The 20,102-nt window shown below is 44.4% G+C and carries 15 protein-coding genes; 6 read left to right on the top strand and 9 right to left on the bottom strand.

Going from position 1 to position 20,102, the window contains the following annotated elements:
- Positions 1-11 precede the first annotated feature (11 nt).
- The 7 genes from L0U89_RS16130 to L0U89_RS16100 all read right to left on the bottom strand — a co-directional run bounded on the left by L0U89_RS16130 (position 12) and on the right by L0U89_RS16100 (position 9,714).
- Positions 12-1,364 carry a UDP-glucose dehydrogenase family protein gene (locus L0U89_RS16130; RefSeq protein ID WP_234862457.1) on the bottom strand — a complete coding sequence of 451 codons (1,353 nt, stop codon included), beginning with the start codon at positions 1,362-1,364 and terminating at the stop codon, positions 12-14.
- A 165-nt stretch (positions 1,365-1,529) separates the two neighbouring features.
- Positions 1,530-2,648, bottom strand: a complete 1,119-nt coding sequence (locus L0U89_RS16125; protein WP_234862456.1) for a Wzz/FepE/Etk N-terminal domain-containing protein — start codon at positions 2,646-2,648, stop codon at positions 1,530-1,532.
- 15 nt (positions 2,649-2,663) lie between these two features.
- Positions 2,664-5,246, bottom strand: coding sequence for an SLBB domain-containing protein (locus L0U89_RS16120; RefSeq protein WP_234862455.1), 2,583 nt, complete (start codon positions 5,244-5,246; stop codon positions 2,664-2,666).
- Between the two features lie 203 nt (positions 5,247-5,449).
- Positions 5,450-5,956, bottom strand: coding sequence for an ArsR family transcriptional regulator (locus L0U89_RS16115; protein WP_234862454.1), 507 nt, complete (start codon positions 5,954-5,956; stop codon positions 5,450-5,452).
- Positions 5,957-6,130: 174 nt separating this feature from the next.
- Positions 6,131-6,511, bottom strand: coding sequence for a hypothetical protein (locus L0U89_RS16110; RefSeq protein ID WP_234862453.1), 381 nt, complete (start codon positions 6,509-6,511; stop codon positions 6,131-6,133).
- A gap of 1 nt (position 6,512) precedes the next feature.
- Complete coding sequence (locus tag L0U89_RS16105; RefSeq protein WP_234862452.1) at positions 6,513-8,930, bottom strand: penicillin acylase family protein; 2,418 nt, start codon at positions 8,928-8,930, stop codon at positions 6,513-6,515.
- 202 nt (positions 8,931-9,132) lie between these two features.
- Complete coding sequence (locus tag L0U89_RS16100) at positions 9,133-9,714, bottom strand: DUF2911 domain-containing protein (protein ID WP_008628738.1); 582 nt, start codon at positions 9,712-9,714, stop codon at positions 9,133-9,135.
- A 251-nt stretch (positions 9,715-9,965) separates the two neighbouring features.
- Between L0U89_RS16100 and L0U89_RS16095 the strand changes: the two genes are divergently transcribed.
- On the top strand, positions 9,966-11,300 hold the full coding sequence (locus L0U89_RS16095; protein ID WP_234862451.1) for a M24 family metallopeptidase: 1,335 nt from the start codon (positions 9,966-9,968) through the stop codon (positions 11,298-11,300).
- 136 nt (positions 11,301-11,436) lie between these two features.
- A complete protein-coding gene (locus tag L0U89_RS16090; protein WP_234862450.1) occupies positions 11,437-12,498 on the top strand; it encodes an endonuclease/exonuclease/phosphatase family protein in 1,062 nt (353 codons plus the stop codon).
- Here the strand turns inward: L0U89_RS16090 and L0U89_RS16085 are convergent.
- A complete protein-coding gene (locus L0U89_RS16085) occupies positions 12,487-14,754 on the bottom strand; it encodes an efflux RND transporter permease subunit (RefSeq protein WP_234862449.1) in 2,268 nt (755 codons plus the stop codon). The two genes, L0U89_RS16090 and L0U89_RS16085, sit on opposite strands and share 12 nt — an antisense overlap.
- Positions 14,755-14,904: 150 nt before the next feature.
- On the opposite strand from L0U89_RS16085, the gene L0U89_RS16080 reads away from it, so the two are divergent.
- The gene (locus tag L0U89_RS16080) at positions 14,905-15,699 is read left to right on the top strand and encodes a thymidylate synthase (protein ID WP_234862448.1); all 795 of its coding nucleotides are present in this window, start codon (positions 14,905-14,907) and stop codon (positions 15,697-15,699) included.
- A gap of 25 nt (positions 15,700-15,724) precedes the next feature.
- Here L0U89_RS16080 and L0U89_RS16075 read toward each other — a convergent pair whose 3' ends face one another.
- Positions 15,725-16,474: an aminotransferase class IV gene (locus tag L0U89_RS16075; protein ID WP_234862447.1), complete on the bottom strand. Its 750-nt coding sequence runs from the start codon at positions 16,472-16,474 to the stop codon at positions 15,725-15,727.
- A 233-nt stretch (positions 16,475-16,707) separates the two neighbouring features.
- Between L0U89_RS16075 and sdaAB the strand changes: the two genes are divergently transcribed.
- The 3 genes from sdaAB to L0U89_RS16060 are packed head-to-tail and all read left to right on the top strand — an operon-like array spanning position 16,708 to position 20,068.
- On the top strand, positions 16,708-17,385 hold the full coding sequence (gene sdaAB / locus L0U89_RS16070; protein WP_008628716.1) for an L-serine ammonia-lyase, iron-sulfur-dependent subunit beta: 678 nt from the start codon (positions 16,708-16,710) through the stop codon (positions 17,383-17,385).
- A gap of 4 nt (positions 17,386-17,389) precedes the next feature.
- Complete coding sequence (locus L0U89_RS16065; RefSeq protein ID WP_234862446.1) at positions 17,390-18,745, top strand: TolC family protein; 1,356 nt, start codon at positions 17,390-17,392, stop codon at positions 18,743-18,745.
- 15 nt (positions 18,746-18,760) lie between these two features.
- Positions 18,761-20,068 carry an efflux RND transporter periplasmic adaptor subunit gene (locus tag L0U89_RS16060; protein WP_234862445.1) on the top strand — a complete coding sequence of 436 codons (1,308 nt, stop codon included), beginning with the start codon at positions 18,761-18,763 and terminating at the stop codon, positions 20,066-20,068.
- Positions 20,069-20,102: the final 34 nt, after the last annotated feature.

Genomic DNA, 20,102 nt, shown 5'->3' with positions numbered 1-20,102 from the left:
ATTGCAAAAAATTATAACGCATTCTTAATTAGTTGTTGAACTGGGTCTTGCGTACCGATCCCGTAATGTTCAAAACCATTCTCTGCCAGATATGACTTGTCGTAAATGTTTCTACCGTCAAACACGACTTTGTTTTTGAGGAGTTTGCCCAATGCCGACCAAGAAGGAATCCTGAACTCTGACCATTCGGTGATCAACAACAGCGCGTCTGCATCAACGCATGCATCATAGGCATCCTTCGCGTAAGTGATCTTATCACCCACATAGATGTGTTGTGCTTCTTTCATTGCGATAGGGTCGTAGGCCTTCACCTGTGCGCCTGCAGCAATCAGCTCGTCGATGATCACGATAGCCGGTGCCTCGCGCATGTCGTCGGTGTTTGGCTTGAAGCTCAGGCCCCAAAGCGCAAATGTCTTGCCGCTCAGGTCTTCGCCAAAATGTTGTTTCACCTTCTTGACCAAAACATACTTCTGATCGTCGTTTACATCCTCAACCGCCTGCAGAACGCGTAGCTCGTAGCCATACTTCTTGCCGGTCTTGATGATTGCCTTTACGTCTTTGGGGAAGCAAGAACCTCCGTATCCCACGCCTGGGTAGATAAACTTGTTACCGATCCGTGGATCGGAACCAATCCCCTTACGGACCATATTGGCATCAGCCCCTACAAGCTCGCAAAGGTTCGCGATATCGTTCATGAAGGAAATCTTGGTTGCCAACATCGCGTTTGCCGCATATTTGGTCATTTCGGCTGAAGGGATATCCATGTAGATGATCCTGTCACCGTTAAGCTGAAATGGCTTATAAAGGCGCTTCATGATCTCTTCCGCACGTTCGTCATCCACGCCGATGACAATTCTGTCCGGCTTCATGAAATCATCCACCGCGGCACCTTCCTTGAGGAACTCGGGGTTCGAAGCAACGGCAAATGGTATATTGGTACCTCGTTTTTCCTGAGCCGCGGCAATCGCCGCACGCACCTTCTCACCTGTAGTAACCGGAACGGTACTCTTGGTAGCCACGACAATGTAGTCGCTCATGGTGCGGCCGATCTCATCGGCAACGGCCAACACATATTTCAAATCCGCTGAACCATCCTCACCGGGAGGCGTGCCTACGGCAATAAAAGCTACCTCGGAACCCTGAATGGCTTCCCCAAGGTTGGTGGAAAACTGCAGCCTTCCACTCGCATAGTTTCTTTTGACGATTTCCTCCAATCCTGGCTCATAGATGGGCATAATGCCGTTCTTGAGCTTTTCGATTTTCTTCTGATCGATGTCCACGCAGACCACTTCGATCCCCACTTCAGAAAAACATGCACCGGATACCAATCCAACGTACCCAGTACCTACTACTGTGATTTTCATTGATTAATTTAATTTAGGGTTAAAAAAGAATGATAATAATTGAGATGATAAGCTATTTTGGATTCTAGAGGATATTCGCCTCACTGAATTACGATTCAAATGTAAAATATTTTTCAAATACAAAAAAAGTATTTTTGAATATTTTTTTTTGTATTTAAATTGAAATCACTCATTAATAGTATGCCTTTTATCGGTGTTAAACAGTTCTTCTCTTAGGCCGTCCCAATAAATCTTTCCAAAAACCAATCCTGTACCTGTAACAATACCCAAGATCAGAAATACTGCCAAAATCAATACTCTTTTGGGAGAATCTTTTTCTATCGGAACTGAAACAGGTTGAATAACAGAAAAAACCGGCGTATCCCTACTAACCTGCAATTTGGCGGTTTCCAATTGTTTTGCCAATTCTGTATAGACATTTAAGACAAAATTATACTCAGCCTCGAGTTTTGTGAGCTGGTTTTGTGCAAAAGCGGAGGATATATTTTGATTTCTATCTCTAAAATTCGCCAACCGATTCTGAATTTCCTCAAACTCTTTCCTTTTTTCTTCAAATCTCTCCTCCGTGTATTTAAGGTGTTCCCGAGCATTTTGAATCTTATAGCCAATAACTTCACGCTGCAACAAGTTTTCAGCGAATTTGGCCATTTGGGCCGCCAAAAGAGGCTCCGGCATTCTGAAGGATAAAGAAACAAAGCCTTCCTTATCATTGAACTGAACAGACATTTGTTTGTCAAGCCTTTTGAAATGTTCCAACTCTTCTTCAGAGAATGAAATCAATTCCGGATTTGTTTCATCCTGTTGAGTCTGGGAAGCCGGTCTGATAGTCTTAAGAATTAACCCAGGTAAACCCAAGGTATATTTTGAGAGGGTTGACAATACTCCAGCTTTGTAATTATCATTGAAAAATTCAGCATAGGTCATTTCTGGATGACCCGCGGGTGTTACTTTCGCCTCTAAAATCTGTTTCTTGAATGGGACAGATGAGACTATTTTTGGATATAAAGTCGGTGGTATTTCATTCCCTGAAGTGAGACCACCCAAATTAATTCCAGCCAATGAGGCCAAACCACTCAAACTTCCCCCGACTTTGCTACCATCTGCGACCTGCGGTACGAAAGTCGACCCTGCAGCATATTCCTTTGGAATCAGGAACGCTACCAGGAGTCCAAATATAACGAAAACAACAGTCGTTAGAAATATCTTCCTTCTATTTGCCCAAGAAACTTGGAAAATCTCAACCAAGTCTATCTCATCGACTTCCGTTTTTTGGCTTTTTTGCATCGCTGAGTCTATGGTTTATTGAATAATGTTATTAACGACCAATGCCAAAGTCGCAACGCTCGTTGCTATCGCTATCCATGCCTGAAGTGGAATGGAATCCTTTTCTGGCTTCTTGGGAACAATAATTTCAGATCCTGGCTCTATTTTGGGGTAAACCTTGAAAAAGAGAAAATTGGAGGTTTTCCTTACGTCCCCGTTGGCATAAACTACGAATGAACGTTTTTTTCGCGCATTTTCTGTAAAACCGCCTGATCTCGAGATATATCCTTTAAATCCTAAGCCCTCATCGAACCTGGCGGATGTCGGAAACAAAACTTCACCCCTCATCCGCACCGTCTGTAGTAATTTCGGAATACTCAAAACGTCACCTTCTTGAATAAACAAATCATGCACTCCACCTGGATTTCTCACGATTTCCTCCAAATCAATCCCGATCATTTCTAAAGTCTTCTCAGAAATTTCTTCTACGTTTAGTGTATCGCCAACCAATTCCTCAATCGCCTCTCTCCTGAAATCATCGATCAAAAGACCACCTTGCTTATTAGAAAGATCTCCTCCCCGCTCCGCAATTTTCCCATCGATCCTTTCCAACAAGTATTTCTCAGCCTCCGTGTTTCTTCCCGTCCTTCTAAGACTGTTTTGCTTGACCTGCATGAGGTTTTGTGACTTGATTTGGTTGTCACTGGGGGCTTTAAAAAACTCATTTCTACGGATCAAACTTGCGCCTTTCGGGTAAGCAAATTGGTTCAATCCCCCCGCGCGCTTCAACAGGTCTGAAATCCGCTCGCTTGCATTTGAAATGGCATATTCGCCCGGGTAAAAAACTTCCCCCTCTACTCGAACCAATCGCTCCCGTTGGAAGCCTGGACTTCTTCGGATTATGACATGATCGAACGGCTTCAAAACCATATCCGCGTTTTCACCGGTGATCTTCAAATCTTTGCTAATATCAATGTGGAAAATTTCGGCCAATTTGCCAGAAACGTCATCCTTTACCCTTCGAGCGATCTCTATCTGTGAAGGTGTTGCTGATTCCTTGAAACCACCTGCCCTCAGTACCAAATCAGCGACTTTCATGTTTTCTCCGAAAGCGAATGCGCCCGGCCTATTCACTTCTCCGCTGATCAATACATAAAATTCCTCCCGCAAGTCATAAATGCTGGGAATATTCAACACATCTTCTCTCTGCAAAGCAATATCAGGTGCCTCTCCGCGTACCACAGCCCCAATGTCAACTGTGACTATCTCAAGAGAAAAATCCGGCCTTGTCCGATAAAGCGTTGCCCGGTTCATAAATGCATCTTCCCTCAGGCCTTCCGCTCTTTTGATCAAATCATTGATGCCCATTCCAGGCTCCAATGCAAACACCCCGGGCCTTATCAACGCTCCAGAGACCTGCACCCTGTTCTCGTATCTGTCAAGCAACTCTCCAAAAATGAACGAGTCACCGTCCTTGGGACTGAAACTTGCAAAACCCGACTTCTCAATGTTTTCAACTTTCAATTCCTTATCTGTAGTCCTCATTACAGTTCCGATATTCGGATAGGCGTTGCTTGTGAACCCTCCTGCAAACTTGATCAAATCTTCTAAAGTCTCTTTGCTTTTAACTTCGAATAGACCCGGTCTTCTTAGTGGTCCCCCAATCTCTACTCTTGTTTGAACCGGTGGAATCAGAATTACATCGCCTTCTTCCAATCTAATATTGGATTTTTGGTCACCATTCACCAAGAACTGATAAACATCTACTTCAGCCACCAATTTGCTATTTCGATACACTCGAATTTCTCTAAAGGAACCGTCTGCTGTAATACCTCCCGCCGCATAAAGTGCGTTAAATACAGTCGCAAAAGAAGACAAGGTATAATTTCCAGGAGCAAATACTTCGCCTACCATCGATACTTGTATTGAGCGAATGTTGCCTACCCGCAAGGACATAAAAGTGTTCGGATTGCTCCCTCTCAAACCAGAATAAATGTTAGAAAGGGCGTTCGAAATCCGATTAGTCGCAGCATCTACGGTGAGTCCACTGATATTAATTGGGCCAACGTTGGGGATGAAAATCAGGCCATCTGAATTAACTGTCACATCATACAAAAACTGGGAAGCACCATAGATATCAATCATCAATTGATCTCCAGCACCCAACACATAATTCTTGGGAGTTGGGATGTTAAGGTTGGGAGTGAAGGAAAGCTGGGTATTTCTAAACACTGAAAAGCCAAAAATCCGTTTTTCCTCCTCTGTCATTGGAACCTCCTTTTGTCCTTCTTCCTCAAGATCGAAGTTAAGTCCCCTTAGTTGGCTCTCTCCTGAAGTGCTCGGCTGTGTGGTAGCATTCGAACTTCCACCGCCACTTCGGATTTTGTTGATTCGGGTTCTAAGTTTTGCGATTTCCGAAGCAGGTAAACCCCGTTCCCTTGCCATCATTTCGAGCTGCATTTCAGTCATTCCTGAAGCTTCGGCCCTTTTCAGCAACTGCTCGATTTGTACATCACTCAGGTTATCCACTTTTATGTTTTGGATATCCGTGAGCGATTGTGAAAACACTGCAACCGCAGAAAGGAGAAAAACAAAAGCGACCAAAAGGCCCTTAACCAACCGCCTACTTGTTTGAGTTTTATTCATTTTGCTAAACAAAAATGACTTTTTATGATGGGTCACTTTTTACTGTCGTTTAAAAGATTTCGAAAATAATCCGAAACTTTGGATTCTTATCAATTTCTGGTCGCCGATCCTCACAGCTTCGCCCTTTCAGTCACATTTACTGTGCTTAACAACTAACGTTTTGATCGGCTTTCGCCCTATTTTTTATACAACACCAATGATTCCTTCGAAGAAAAGGACTCATTGACGCGAAAATTCACTTTCCTCTCGATCAACTCCTCAACCCTCGTACTCAAATGCTGCAGGTAATCTTCATTCAAGGAGGACCCGTTGACTAGAACTTCGATTTTACCACTGTCCATACCCCTAGCGTAATCGCCCGTTAGGACGACTTCGTCGACATCTCCCATTCTTTCCAAAACAGCCTCAAGCAACCTATCGAATCCGAGATACTTTCGGATCAAATCCTGGAGGTTGTTGAAAAGCGGGTGGTGCGGGTTTGCCTGATATTCAATCTTGTTTTTGTCCGCAATCCTAACCAAAAATCCGGCTTCAGCCAGATTATTCAGCTCTTTTCTAATTGAATTGGTTGATTCACCAAACTCATCGGCCAAGCCCCTCAGGTGCCCCTGGATTTCGGGGTTGCTAAAAAACTTGATCAAAAGTCTTAGCCTAGTCTTGGATGTGATGAGAGAATCAAGCATAAAAGTGACGAGCACAAAACGAGCAACAAAAGTACTCGCGTAACAAAGAAATGCAAAATTTTTTCCCGGTTTTTCAATAGTAATAGGTATTCGACAACAATCGGTGAGGGCAAACTCAAAAAATAAATAACCAATTCAAATCTGAAAATCAAATAGTTATATGTTCTATATAATCTATGGTCGGGTTTTGTAAATATTTGTGTCGCGCCTTTCGAAAATCTTCTTGAACATACTTCCGGTCAGTCCGGCAAATCCACCGATAAGGAATCCTAGAATACCGGTTCCAAACCATAATAGGTTGTCATTTTTCAGCCCCATCAATTCGGCAACCTTTTTTGGAAGCTCCGATTCAGAGTCTATCGATATCCAAATGGAAAGAACCAGCCATGCCAATCCAAACCCAAATCCCGCTGAGAAAAAACCTTTTGTTGGACCAATTCCAGTCAAAAAACAGGTCAATGCAACGAGTACCATCAGTATCCAAAACGGAAACCATTTTCCGAACACAACCACTAACACCGCCGTCAGCGCGAACACCAAAACAAATCTACCCATATCAGTTTCTTAATTCGGTTTCAAATAGAACTCCTTCCAAATCGTCAGCCTTGCGGAGGTCAAAGTTCAAATATTCCCCATTCGCCCACCTTTTGATGAAATTGTCGTAAAATTTACTGCCAGGATTTCCGGATTGTCCGCCTGGATAGATCCCAAAAGCCTTTACTTCATCGCCAAGCTCAACTACCATGCGCCAACTTGCACCGTTGCGCTCGCTCGTGGCGTTTAGAATTCCCGCGCCGCCCCCAGTGTACACTTTGTCGTAACTGAAGGATTTGAATGTCGGTACCAGATGGTTGATCGAAGTTCCCTTGTAATTTGCCCAAGTATAATCTCCGTTTTCGGCATCCCATTTTTCAATTTCCGCCACCATCTTCCCAAAACTCTCCTCAACCAATATTTGAGCGGTTTCAATTTCTTCGGTTTTTGGATCATCCAAAACTGTTGAAACTGGCTCATCCCGAAGCAATCGTGTGGTTTCGTATTTATTTGGCAACACGACTGGCAATTTTTCCTTCCTCCATTTTCCCCAAATCCCGTCATACAAGTGCTTCCACCAACTTTGAAAAAGCGTTGGCTCCTCTTGGTTCGGGAAGGTATTGTAATTCCACGACCTCAGTTTTGAAAGGAATTTTTCTGCATTTGGGTTGGAAATGGATACAGAATCCATCAGACCCAACATGATTGGCAAGGCTTCTGCTGCATGTAGGTGAAAGTTGTCAAATTGCAGGCTTTTCATATCATCGAGCGTGATGCCGGACATTTCATACAGTTTTGCATTAAGGCGCCGATTTCTGTAATGCTCGAAACTGTTGTCAAAAATGTAGTAGGGATAGGATTGATCCACCGAGTGCTGATTGGCAGAGGAAACAAATCCACGCTCAGGATTCAATGTCGATGGGTTTTGCTCAAAAGGAATGAAGCCGGACCACTCATATCTCGGGTCTGATCCATCCATCAAGAACTTACCCTGTCCCTTCCATTTCAAAGGAAACCTTCCTTGCACTTTCATGGCAATGTCTCCTTCACGGGAAGCAAATACAAAATTCTGCGCTGGTGAAGTGTAAAAATCCAAGGCCTCAAGGTAATCTGCGTGGTTCTTTCCCTTGTTGAGCGAGAGGAAAGTCTGTTGCTCATTGGATTCCATATGTGCAGTCCACTTGAGTGAAAAGTTGACATCTTGGCGTTCATTCCTGAAGGACCTATCAAAAACCACAGGCCCATGGTGGGTATAGGCTACTGTGTCATAGTAGATTTCTTGGCCTTTCACCTTTATTTCCTCTACCCTAAAGGTCGTCGGAATCCATTGATTGTTATAGAAATACTCTTTTCTACTTAAATCCTTAAATTTGATGGAGTACCAGTCCCTAAGGTCGCGCGTGGCATTTGTGACTCCCCAAGCAATATGCTCGTTGAATCCCGAAATGATCCCGAGTGCCCCTGGAAGTGTAGCTCCTTTGGCGGAATAATCCGGCGTGGAAAGTTGCATCGCATACCAAAGCGAGGGAAGATTTAAGCTCAGGTGTGGATCATTTGCCAAAATAGGATTGCCACTCTTGGTTTTTTTTCCGGAAACCGCCCAATTGTTTGATCCCACGCCATCTTCCGGATTGGGAAGTGGTTCTTGGACGATCAAGCTGTCAGGATAATTGATGCCTTCTGGAAGGGGTACTTGAATTGCCTGGAAATCCCAAACACGCTCTTTTTCGATTACCGGATCGTTTTCGGCTGGAAATTCAGGAAAGAGCTTCGCAAACCATTCTTGACCTATCAATTTCCTTGTGTTTGTGTAATCCAAATCTTTGTCTCCAACCAACATGTCCGCCATATATTTCAAGAGAAGTGCCGATTTGTAGACGCTCCATTGCTCTGGTTCATAATTGAGAATCTTGTACTCCAGTGGAGTGCGGGCTTTCGAAAGTTGCGCAATGTATTGATTAACGCCGTCCGCATAAGCCTCCATCAAACGATAAGTCTCAGGATGTTCCTTTTGGATGAATTTCTCGGCTTGCTCGGCACTGTAGGCTAAGCCTTTTCTTCGAGTCATCCGATCCAGCTCCAATGCAATTGGTCCCACAATCTCTGAAATCCTGCCGGCCGCGGCCATAGTTTGGAATTCCATTTGCCAAAGACGATGTTGGGCAGTGACATACCCCTGCGTCCGATAAAGGTCACTTTCATTTTGAGCAAAAATATGCGGTACTAAGTGCTCATCATAAACAACCTTCACGGGAGCGGAAAGCCCCTGTAAACTCACGAATTCCTGGGCAAGGCGATCTTCGCTGTAGCAGTTTTGCCAAAAACCATGGTTCGGGTCCAACAATTTCCCAATGGGCGGGACTGACCCAATCTGCATATTCAAAATTACCCCAAGAAGGATCGAGACGAAAAGACTGACAAGGAATCCAAGGTATCGCATATTGTTGATGGGAGGAGGAAGTCGGCTGCTTGAAATTAGGATTGGAACTGAAAACCTTTTCCGAATCAATTCAAACGGTTCGTGTCATAAGTTTTGAAACCAATCAAATCTTGAAAGAAATGTTTCCCAGGCTCGAGAGTGGGCACTAATAAAAAGCCCCGAATTCCAATCGTGGAATTCAGGGCTTTTAAATCAATTCACATTATTGAATGGCGATCGGAAGCTTGAGCTTTTCCCAACGCACTACAATACCTGGAGACTCGATCGCGATTGTAAGCTGTTCTTGGCTGTCATTCACCCATTCTGGCGTGGATTCTACCCTCAGCACATCGTTTTCTTGCTTGTATTGGAAATGTCCATGCTCCAAGTCCCATTCAGAATTGAATATTACCGTCCACTTACCCGATGATTTTGGAATCGTGAAAAGGGAATATCTACCCGCCTTCAACGGCTGTCCCTCTACGGTTACATCAGCACTGAGGTCAACATAGGTCGCTTCGTTGGCGCCGGTTCTCCAAACCTCATTGTAGGGTACCAAATCCCCCCAAATTACTCGTCCCTTAACAGAAGGCGCTCCATATTGAATGGCAACGGTTGCCGCTCCAATTGTTCCTTGCAGCGATCTCAAGGGGCTTGGGCGCTGTTCGGCCTCGGGTTTTGCCTCCTCAGCGCCCGCTTCGGTTGATTCAGCGGAGGTGGATTCCGAAGATTTCTCGCCCCCGCAGGAGGAGATCAAAAGCGTGCCGGCAGCGAGAAATGCCAGTAATAGGATATTTTTTTTCATTTTTGAGTGGTTTTTTGATATCCGAAGATAAATAATTTTTCAAGAACAAAACCAAATGTAAGGCCTTTTGCCTCGTTATGGCACCTTAGGGATTTTTCAAAGCACATCAAATCAAACCAAATGAGTATTCAGCAAATTGATTGTCAATTCGTTAAGCATAATTTGATTGGATACCGCAATCTGCCTTTTCATTTTCTTCCACAAAACCCTATTTTGGCACTTCCATAAAAATTACATCAACTAAAAGAGCCATGCACTCCATTAAGAAGATTGCCGCACTTCTTCTCATGATCGCTACACTTGCCGGATGCAAAAACGAAGCGATCAAACCATCCTTTGAAAATCCATTTTCCGGACCGAGCCCATGGCCAGAAATCAGAAAAGAGAGAATCCAAAAATTGCTCCCAGAGGCAATGAAAGCAGCATCAGTAGATGCGTGGGTTATCATTTGTCGGGAAAACAACAACGACCCCATTGCCCACCACATAGGAGGTGAGAATGCTGGCGGCACGGCACTATTTCTCTTTTATCTGGACGGAGAAAATGTCAAATCTGTCGCATTTTCTCCCATTGGAGAATCCACTGCGCTTGCGGACCTGAAAATCCACGACGAGGTGATTCCGGTCGAGCGTGGAAAATCAGCCGTTTTAGAAGCGATGCCTTTTATCAAATCAAAAGGATTCAAAACCATTGCAGTGAATTCATCTTTTGAAAATGAACTGGCCGATGGCTTGAGCTATACACAAAGAAAAACATTGGAAGAGGCACTTGGAGAAGATGCTTCAAAGCTCATTTCCTCCGATCAATTGGTCTATGAATGGCTCAGCGTGAAGTTGCCTGCTGAAGTGGAAATCATGACAAAAGCAGCCGAGTTAACCGCGCGATGGCAAGTGGAAGCCTACGAATCGGTCATTCCCGGAACAAGCACGGATGCTGATATCGGGAAGTTCCTAAAGAAAAAAATGGAAGAATATGGTGTCACGGACGCTTGGCACCCAGACCAGAATCCCAATGTAAACTCTGGACCCGATCGAGGTCACTCCCACGCGACCGACAAAGTCATCATGCCGGGTGATGTTATCCAGATTGATTTCGGTATCAAGGTTTACGACATGTGGGTTTCCGATATCCAGCGCTTCGCCTACGTATTGCGCGAAGGAGAAACCAAAGCGCCGGATTCTGTGCAATTCTATTTTGAGTCTTCCATAGGTGGTAACAGGAAAGCGCTTGCCGCGATGAAGCCAGGCGTTCTTGGTTATCAAGTCGACAAGGCACAAAGAGACTGGATGGCGGAAAGAGGCTCTGAACCTGTAATGTGGAGCACCGGACACCCGGTCGGCTATGTGGCGCATGATATCGGACCAAACCTCGGCGGAGGACTCCTACCCGACCCTTCCGTAAGACCCGCATCAGTCAAGCCGCTGAAGGAAGGAATGTTGTTTGCCTTTGATGGATTTCATGCCTGGAAACTCCCACAAGGCGGGACCAAAACCATGTCTGTCGAAGAGACGGCCGTTGTGACAAAAGACGGTGCCAGGTATTTGATGAAACCACAAGAAGAGTTGATCTTGATCAAATCAAAATGATCCCCGACCCAAGCTTACGGAGGGCAATTGATTGAGGACATGTGCTTTTTGCAGGTCAAAAATAATTGGCTTGCAAAAAGTATTTGGATGGTGATCGTTTTACGAATAATTTTCGCCGCCAATCCTTTCACCATCCATGCTCAGGTTTTTCACCGTATTCTTTTTTCTGGTATCGCTTGCCCTATTTTTTAGCGTTTACATTTCCCCGCTTTATTTCCCATACGTCGGATTGGTAGCACTTACGATTCCCGTTTTGCTCGTCATCAATTTGATACTGCTGGTAGGATTGATTTTGGCCAGAAGAAAACTCGCCATTCTTCCGCTCCTTGCGATCATTTTTGGGTGGAAATACGTCGGGATGACCTATCAGATCCGCCAAAATAATCCCGACAAAGAAGGCCTTTCTGTTTTGTCATATAACGTGCATTTGTTCAGTTACAGTCGTGACGGAAAGGCTGAAAATTCGCAGAATATCCTGCAATGGCTCAAGGAAAACGATTCGGATATCAAATGTTTCCAAGAGTTCTACCAAGACCCTACCACCCCGTCAAGAAACGCCATCAAGCAATTGGGTACCGAAAAGGGGTACGGCCATTCCTACCAAATCATCCAAGGCAACCCCAAAAAGGCAACCTACGGTATGGCCATTTTTAGCCGCTATCCTATCGTAAATGACGGCGTAGTCTTGGATTCGAGAACAACCAACGGGATCATTTTTGCCGACGTCAAAGTAAACAAGGACACGATCCGCATCTACAACGTGCATTTGGAATCAATGAATATTCCCTCTGCCGAATTGGACAACATCGAGGGTATAAAGGAACACTATAGAAAAACGCTTGGAAAACTCAAGCGGGGGCAGGTATCCCGCGCCTCGCAACTCAAGACATTGTTCGAACACATGGAGAATAGCCCCTACCGTAACATTCTTGTAGGCGATTTCAATGATGTACCATACAGCTACACGTACATGTCACTGCGAAGCATCATGGACAATGCCTTCGAAATGGCTGGCCGCGGCTTTGGGTTCACGTACAACAAAGTGCTTTTTTTCCTCCGAATTGATAATATTTTCCATGATAAATCATTGAAAATCAAAAATTTTGAAACCCATTCGGAAGTGGATTATTCAGACCACTATCCTATATCAGCCGTGTTTGAACTCGACGAGGATACGATTGCCAAATCAAAAGATTAACCTCGATTTTTCTACTTTGTGATAAAAAACCATCAAAACCGGCAACAACACCATGTCCGCAATCAGCGCAAAAAATAACGCCGAGCTGATGAGCAATCCGACATAAAAAGTCACTCCAAACTGGCTGAAAACCAAAATCCCAAAGCCCGAAATCAAAACCAACGAGCTAAGTACGATGGACTTTCCCGTTTCAAGGTAGGTCCGCTTGATGGCATAGAGCCAAGGTTTCCCCTGCTGGTACTCGTACTGGAGTTTGGACATGAAATGAATCGTATCATCGACCGCTATCCCGAAAGCAACCGTAAAAACTATCGCTGTGCTCAAGCTCAACTCTGCTCCAATCATCCACATGACCCCGGCAACCCAAAAAAGCGGAATCACATTTGGAATCAAAACCAAAATCGGCAAAAGCCATGACCGGAACAAGAATCCAACGAACACAGCCACCACCAAAAAAGCAATCCCGATCCCCTTTGCCAACTGCACTGACACATTTTGATGACTGATGTCAATCAGGTGAGAAGTACCCGTCAACCTTACCCGCAATAAATCCTGATTGATTTCTTTTTTAATGAATTCTTCAAATTTGACCTTGTCCTTTTCAGACCTATAGCTCCCAAAATCAGGCGATCTTCCCGAAATCCTACCTTGCTTTTGATCCGGGGAAAATACCTTCACTGGGCTGTTTTCGTCCCATTTTTGAATCAGCGGCCTCATTCGCTCAAGTTGACCCGGGCTCGGCAGTACAAAGGCCTTGTCGTTTCCTCCATTTTGGGCTTTATTCAAAAACTTGGCGACAGATACGGGCGAAACCACACTTGAAGCACCAAAATGCTCCATCGCAAAACCCTCGATTTTTTCAATTTCAAGCAGTACATCCCGATCAAAAACGTTGTCTTTTAGCGCACCAACTTGCAGGTGGATTTCAATTGGTTTTGAACCACCAAACTCATCATCGAAAAACTTAAACTCTCGCGAAAGTTCACTGTCCTGAGGAAGACTATCCAATATAAAACCATTGATTTTCAATTGATTGGAAAGATACATTGAACCTAAGGTTGCAATCAGAAAGAATAGTGCAATGTTTCTTTGATATCGAATGACACCCATAAAGCTGAGTCTAAGAAATGGCTCCCAGCGGTCTGTTTCGGCAATACCTTCCTTAGTCTTGAATCTCGGAAAAAGGTAAAATAAGCCCGGACTTAACCCAATCACAGCTAGCATCATAAGTATCACACCAAGTGCAGTAAACAATCCGAAAAATTTCAAGACGGGAACATCCGTGAAATACAGCGTGAAAAATCCAAGCGAGGTAGTCAACGAGGTTAAAAAAACCGGGAAGACAAGTTGAGAATATGCTTTTTGGATCGCTGCCTCCTTATCCAATCCTTCCTTAACCAGTGCCCGGTATTTGTTCATGAAATGGATCATGGCCGCCAAACCTACAATAGCGAGGATTGTCGGCAACATGACCGACATCAAATCCAGCGCCTTGCCCGCCCATAATTGGATGGCAATTGACCAGATTATTCCGATTGCCAATACGAGCAAGGGAACCACCACCGACCACCAAACTCTGAAAAGCAGCCATAAGACAAAGGCAATCAGCAGGAAAGACAATCCCAAGAAAAACCCAAACTCATTTTGCATCAGTGTCACAAATTCCCCTTGAGCCCTAATTTTTCCCGCGATGTGAAATGATTCAATCCCTGATTTTTCAAGAACTTCAAGAATCTTACCGTACAAGATGTCTCCTTCCTCCTTGGAAATCCTTTGTTTATTCTTGATTTGAATTAGAAGAAATTCAGCAGATTCACTAAAGAAATTACCCGCCAGATTCTGATCTTGGGCAATTTTTGATTTCGAATTGGCCAACGCTGAATTCGATGACCAATCCAAGACTTTCCGAAAACGCACCCCAAAAGGACTGATAACTGGTTCATCGACGGTCAATATAGAAATTGTCTCCTCCACCCCGGTCAAAGTATCGAGCATCATTTGTATCCGAAATGCTTTGTCCAAAAAAAGGCTGTCAAAAATATCCGGTCTATTCCCTAATGCCAGCAATAAATAGTCATTGTCATTTTCAAAGGTGTTTCTGAAATCCTGGTAAAACTTGAGTTCATCGTTATCCTGACTGAAAAAATTCTCGAAATCGTAATCAAACTTTGGCTCAGGCCGAAAAATCAATATCAAAACGGTGACAAATAGCCCCATTAGTAGGTTGAAAATCGCCTGTTTTCTTTGAAAGTTCATGTTCGCTAAGATATACAGCGTAGGACAAATATTGTTTTCGTATCATTTGGGTTTGGGTGGATTTTGCGACTGATTTTTCCACAATTCAGGTGCTTTGTTTTCAGGAAAACAAGACTCTTCCTATCTTGCCCACACAAATCCCTCTCCCTTATGAAACAGTATCATGATTTGATGCAGCATATTTTGGACAATGGCGTCAAAAAGGAAGACCGTACAGGTACAGGTACTATCAGCGTATTTGGCTATCAAATGCGTTTTGACCTTACTGAGGGCTTTCCTTTGGTCACTACCAAAAAGCTACACTTACGCTCCATCATCCATGAACTGCTTTGGTTTTTGAAGGGCGAAAGCAATATCCAATACCTCAAAGAAAATAAAGTGAGCATTTGGGACGAGTGGGCAGATGAGAATGGAAATTTGGGTCCGGTATATGGCTATCAGTGGCGACATTGGCCTGATGGAAAGGGCGGCGAAATCGACCAAATCAAAAACCTCATCCATCAAATCAAAACCAAACCTGACAGCAGAAGGCATATCGTTTCGGCTTGGAACGTGGCGGATGTAGACCAAATGGCGCTTCCCCCCTGCCACACCCTGTTCCAATTTTATGTAGCTGAAGGAAAACTTTCCTGCCAATTGTACCAGCGAAGCGCCGATGTCTTCTTGGGAGTGCCATTTAACATCGCATCATACGCCTTGTTTACAATGATGGTCGCTCAGGTATGTGGATTGGAGCCAGGAGATTTTGTACACACCTTTGGGGATGCACACCTCTACAGCAATCACTTGGAACAAGCTAGGTTACAGCTTAGCAGAGAACTTAGGCCTTTGCCGACAATGAAAATCAACCCTGAAGTGAAGGATATTTTCGGATTCAGATTCGAGGATTTCGAACTGCTAAACTATGATCCACATCCCCACATCAAGGCTGAAGTGGCAGTTTAAAAAATTGGTTTCAAATACCTGTTTTTCAATGAAATAATTGGTCCAATTGATCGATTCTGGAAATGTCAAATCTCTTTCCGTCGATTTCTTGGATATAACTGATTCCCGTGACATTGCTGACGAAAACCCTGTCAGCGCTCATTAGTTCTTCTGGTTTGAATTTTCCCTCTGCGAGGGGAATACTGTTTTTTTGAAAGTGGTTTAAAATCGCATTTCTCCCGACTCCAGCGATACAAGAACATTCCAGCGAAGGCGTATAAAACCTCCCAGTCTTCTCCCAAAATATATTCGCCGCGCCTGCTTCGGAAATGTACCCATCGGAATTTAACAGAATCACTTCGTCTTTCCCGAGTTGCTTCCGCTGTCGGTTGGCTAGGACGTAGGGCAGCGCGTTGAGCGTCTTACAATGGCTCCAGGGCGTTTGCGGAACAAAATACGCTTTACTAAAGTAGGCGTGTTGCTTTATCGAAACTGCGGGATGAAAACTTTGGATGAGAAGGTTTTCACCAATCCGGTCTGTTTCTGGCGTGTATTTCCCAAGACCGGCCCGAAATACATTCCACCGAATTCTCAGTGGCTGGTTATTTGAAGCCATTTTCAGTACCGCTTCTTCAATTTCCTCTAAAGTTGACAGTGTCGAGGATTCCAACCCAAGCACACCACAACCCTCTTCAACGCGACTTTTGTGAAAATCGGAAAACCTTATTTTTTGGTTTTTTAGCACCATGGTTTCAAAAATGCCGTCCCCAAAGAGAAACCCACGATTAATCGCCATGCCATCACCTATTTCCCATTTCCTAGAATCATGTTTCTGAATAAAAATTGTCTCAAAATCGGTCGTAGTAGTGTTCATTTTCGGTCAAAAGCATCGTTTGTTTTCTTTTTGCATGCTAAAAATAGTTAAAGAAAGCCTGATTTATCTCAAATTATCTGCGCTTCTCAAGTTTTATCCCTCCCATCTCTACCAAACTTATTACATTAGCACGTTAATTGCCTCATCAGGACAGCATGGGAACCAAAAGCAGCATTTTTGATATGATCGGGCCAGTGATGATTGGGCCATCTTCCTCCCATACTGCGGGCGTAGTACGAATCGCTCGGGCTGCAATAAAGATTTTAGGGGGTCGTCCAGATAGCGCGACGATCACGTTTTATAATTCTTTCGCCAGAACATATGAGGGCCACGGAAGTGACAGAGCGATCATTGGTGGCTTATTGGATTTCAACACCGACGATGAACGTATCAGGACAGCCTTTGATTTTGCGGCCGCAAATGGACTTCAATACACGTTCAAATCAGTTGGTAACGCATCTATTTATCATCCCAATACCATCAAATTGAATTTGAAAAAAGGTGATCGAGAGATTGAAGTGATTGGCGAAAGCCTCGGCGGCGGGGTAATCAACATCGCGGCCGTGGATGGATTCAATGCGAATTTCTCCGCCCAGTCCCACACGCTGATCATCAAAGCTGACGACATTTCCGGAGCCATCGCCTTTATTTCTTCGGTAATTGCACAGGAAAAGACAAACATCGCTACAATGTCTGTGTCGCGAAAAGGCAAAAATGATCTAGCCTGCCACGTGATCGAGATGGACAGCGGAATCAGGGAAACCACAATAGCTTATTTAAGAAGTCTCACTTGGATTAAAGAGTTGATTTATATACCAGATATTGATATTTAACTACATGATTAAAAGAATTCTAACCACTATTGTTTTTTGTAGTAGCTTCTACTTTACCTACGCACAATCAACACCAGGTCAATCCTGGAACCAGACGGATCTGGAAACATGTATCCGATTAGCACTCGAAAACAACTTAACGCTGTTACGCAGCAGGGTTGAACTGTCAAGGTCAGAGGTAGACCTCATGGCTGCAAACGGTCAAAGAATCCCAACGTTCAACATGGGCGCAAATACGGGCTACCGTTGGGGTCGTTCCATCAACCCAGTGACCAACCTATTCGAAAATAACCGGATCGGAAACGTCAACTTGTTTTCCTCTTCTAACCTTACCGTCTTTGCGGGAAGACAAATCCACAACTCTGTCGAGCAGGCCAAGACAAACATCGAGCTGCAGACATACAATGTGGAAACCACGAAAAACAACATTACGCTCAACGTAGTCAATCTGTTTATCAATGTGGTTTTTGCCAAAGAACAGCTCAAGATTGCCCAAAACCAGCTCATCAGTACGAAAGAACAATACGAAAACACCTCAAAAAGAGTCGATGCAGGTGCTTTGCCTTTGGCCAATAAGCTTGACTTGCAGGCACAAATGGCAACCAACGAACTGGAAGTAATCAACGCTACCAACACACTTCAGCTGGCGAAATTGAATCTGATACAAGCTTTGGTTTTGCCTAATATCCTTACTGAGGATTTCGATGTTTTCACCCCTGATTTAGATGCTGAAGAATACGTGTTGGCAATGACCGATCCATACCAAATTTACTCGGTTTCAAAGGAAATCATGCCCCAAACCAAAGCCGCATCGCTTGGCGTGAAAAGTGCCGATTACGGCATCAAGGTCGCGAATGGCGTTTTTCTACCAACTTTAGGTATTGGCGGTAGTTCGTTTTCCAACTACGTTGACCAATATTTCATGGGCCAACGCGATATCTTTTGGACCCAAATCCAAAATAACTTCTCCTACTCTGGAACGATCCAGCTAAATATCCCAATCCTCAATAACCTCAGAAACAAAGCCAACTTGCAACGTGCACGTCTTCAAAAACGACTCAGCGAAATCCAGGAGTTTGAAACGAACTTGCAGCTAAGGCAGGATATCGAAACCGCCCTTACCCAGGCCAATGCGGCAAAACAGTCCTACCGCGCTTCGATTATTCGGGTTGAATCGCTCGGCGAAGCGTTCAGGATTGCGCAGCAGCGATTCGATGCGGGTGCCATCAACTTCGCTGATTTTCAATTGGCTCAAAACAATTACTTCAACGCGCAGGCTGACCTTGTCGCAGCCAAGTACACATACATATTCAGGGCAAAAGTCCTTGATTTTTACCTCGGAAATCCTCTTGAACTTTAACCAACTTATCGCTTTATGGCAAAGAAAAAATCAAACAATAAGCTGATTTATATACTCCTTGGGGTCCTTGTAGGTGTGATCCTATTGGCAATTATCGGTAGGTCCGCCGGCTGGTTTGGCGGCAAAAAGGAAACGAGTGTCGAGATCGCGACCGCTTCCAAAAAATCAATTATTGAAAAAGTAAGTGCTTCCGGCGTCGTCGAGCCGGAAATCGAAGTGAAGCTCAGCCCGGATGTGGCGGGTGAGATCATCGAACTCAACGTGATCGATGGCGACTCTGTCAAAGTTGGCGACCTTTTGGTCAAGATCCGTCCTGACAATTTTATCTCAGCCTTGGACAGAGCTCGGGCAAACCTGAACCAAAACCAGGCAAATCTCGCCCAGGCCCGTGCGAACCTCAAAAGAGCGGAGGCGCAGTATACCCGTGCCGAACTTGAGTTCAGGAGAAACGAAAAGCTCTACAAAGACAAGGTCATTTCGGATGCAGATTGGGAACAATTCCAAGCAACGTTCTTCACCTCCTCCAACGACCTTGACGCTGCTAAACAACAAGTGATTGCAGCTGAATACATTGTGAAAAGCTCACAGGCTACCGTGTCTGAAGCTGCTGAAAACCTCCGCCTGACCAATGTATATTCACCTGTCAACGGCATCGTTTCCAAACTCCTCGTCGAAAAAGGTGAAAGGGTGGTTGGAACGCAGCAAATGGCAGGTACCGAGATGCTGAGGTTGGCTGACTTGACCCGCATGGAAGTCCGTGTAAATGTCAATGAAAATGACATCGTAAGGATCAGCATGGGTGATACCACGATCATCGACGTGGATTCTTACTCCGCTACCGGAAAGAAATTCAAAGGAGTCGTAACGTCCATTGCGAATTCCGCAAACACCAAGGCAAGCGCTGATGCGGTCACCGAATTTGAAGTAAAAATCAGGATCATCAACGACTCGTATGCGGAGTTGGTCACTGAAAGGAATAAGTATCCTTTCAGGCCGGGCATGACTGCAACAGTGGAAATCATCACACAGAAGAAAGACAATGTCCTATCCGTTCCACTCGGTGCAGTGACGACAAGGCCCGATACGACCATCAAGGATGCAAGTGCCAAAGCTCAAGAGCTTGTTTTCCTAATTGAAGATGGCAAGGCCAAAATCCAAAATATCAAAACGGGAATCTCGGACTTTGACAATATAGAAGTACTCGAAGGATTGACCGAAGGTCAGGAAATCATCTCGGGTCCATACTTCGTGGTCAGCAAGGAACTGAAGGAAGGCGATCCAGTCAAAAAATTGGAAACCCCTACTCCACCTGTGAAAAAATAGCAATTGCGATTCATGAAAAAATGGGGCTTGGTTA

Origin of the sequence: Mariniradius sediminis, from assembly GCF_021491425.1 — a bacterium.
GTDB classification, from domain to species: domain Bacteria; phylum Bacteroidota; class Bacteroidia; order Cytophagales; family Cyclobacteriaceae; genus Mariniradius; species Mariniradius saccharolyticus.
Note: the sequence above shows the minus strand (reverse complement) of the source record. Positions and strands in the feature narration are given on the sequence as shown.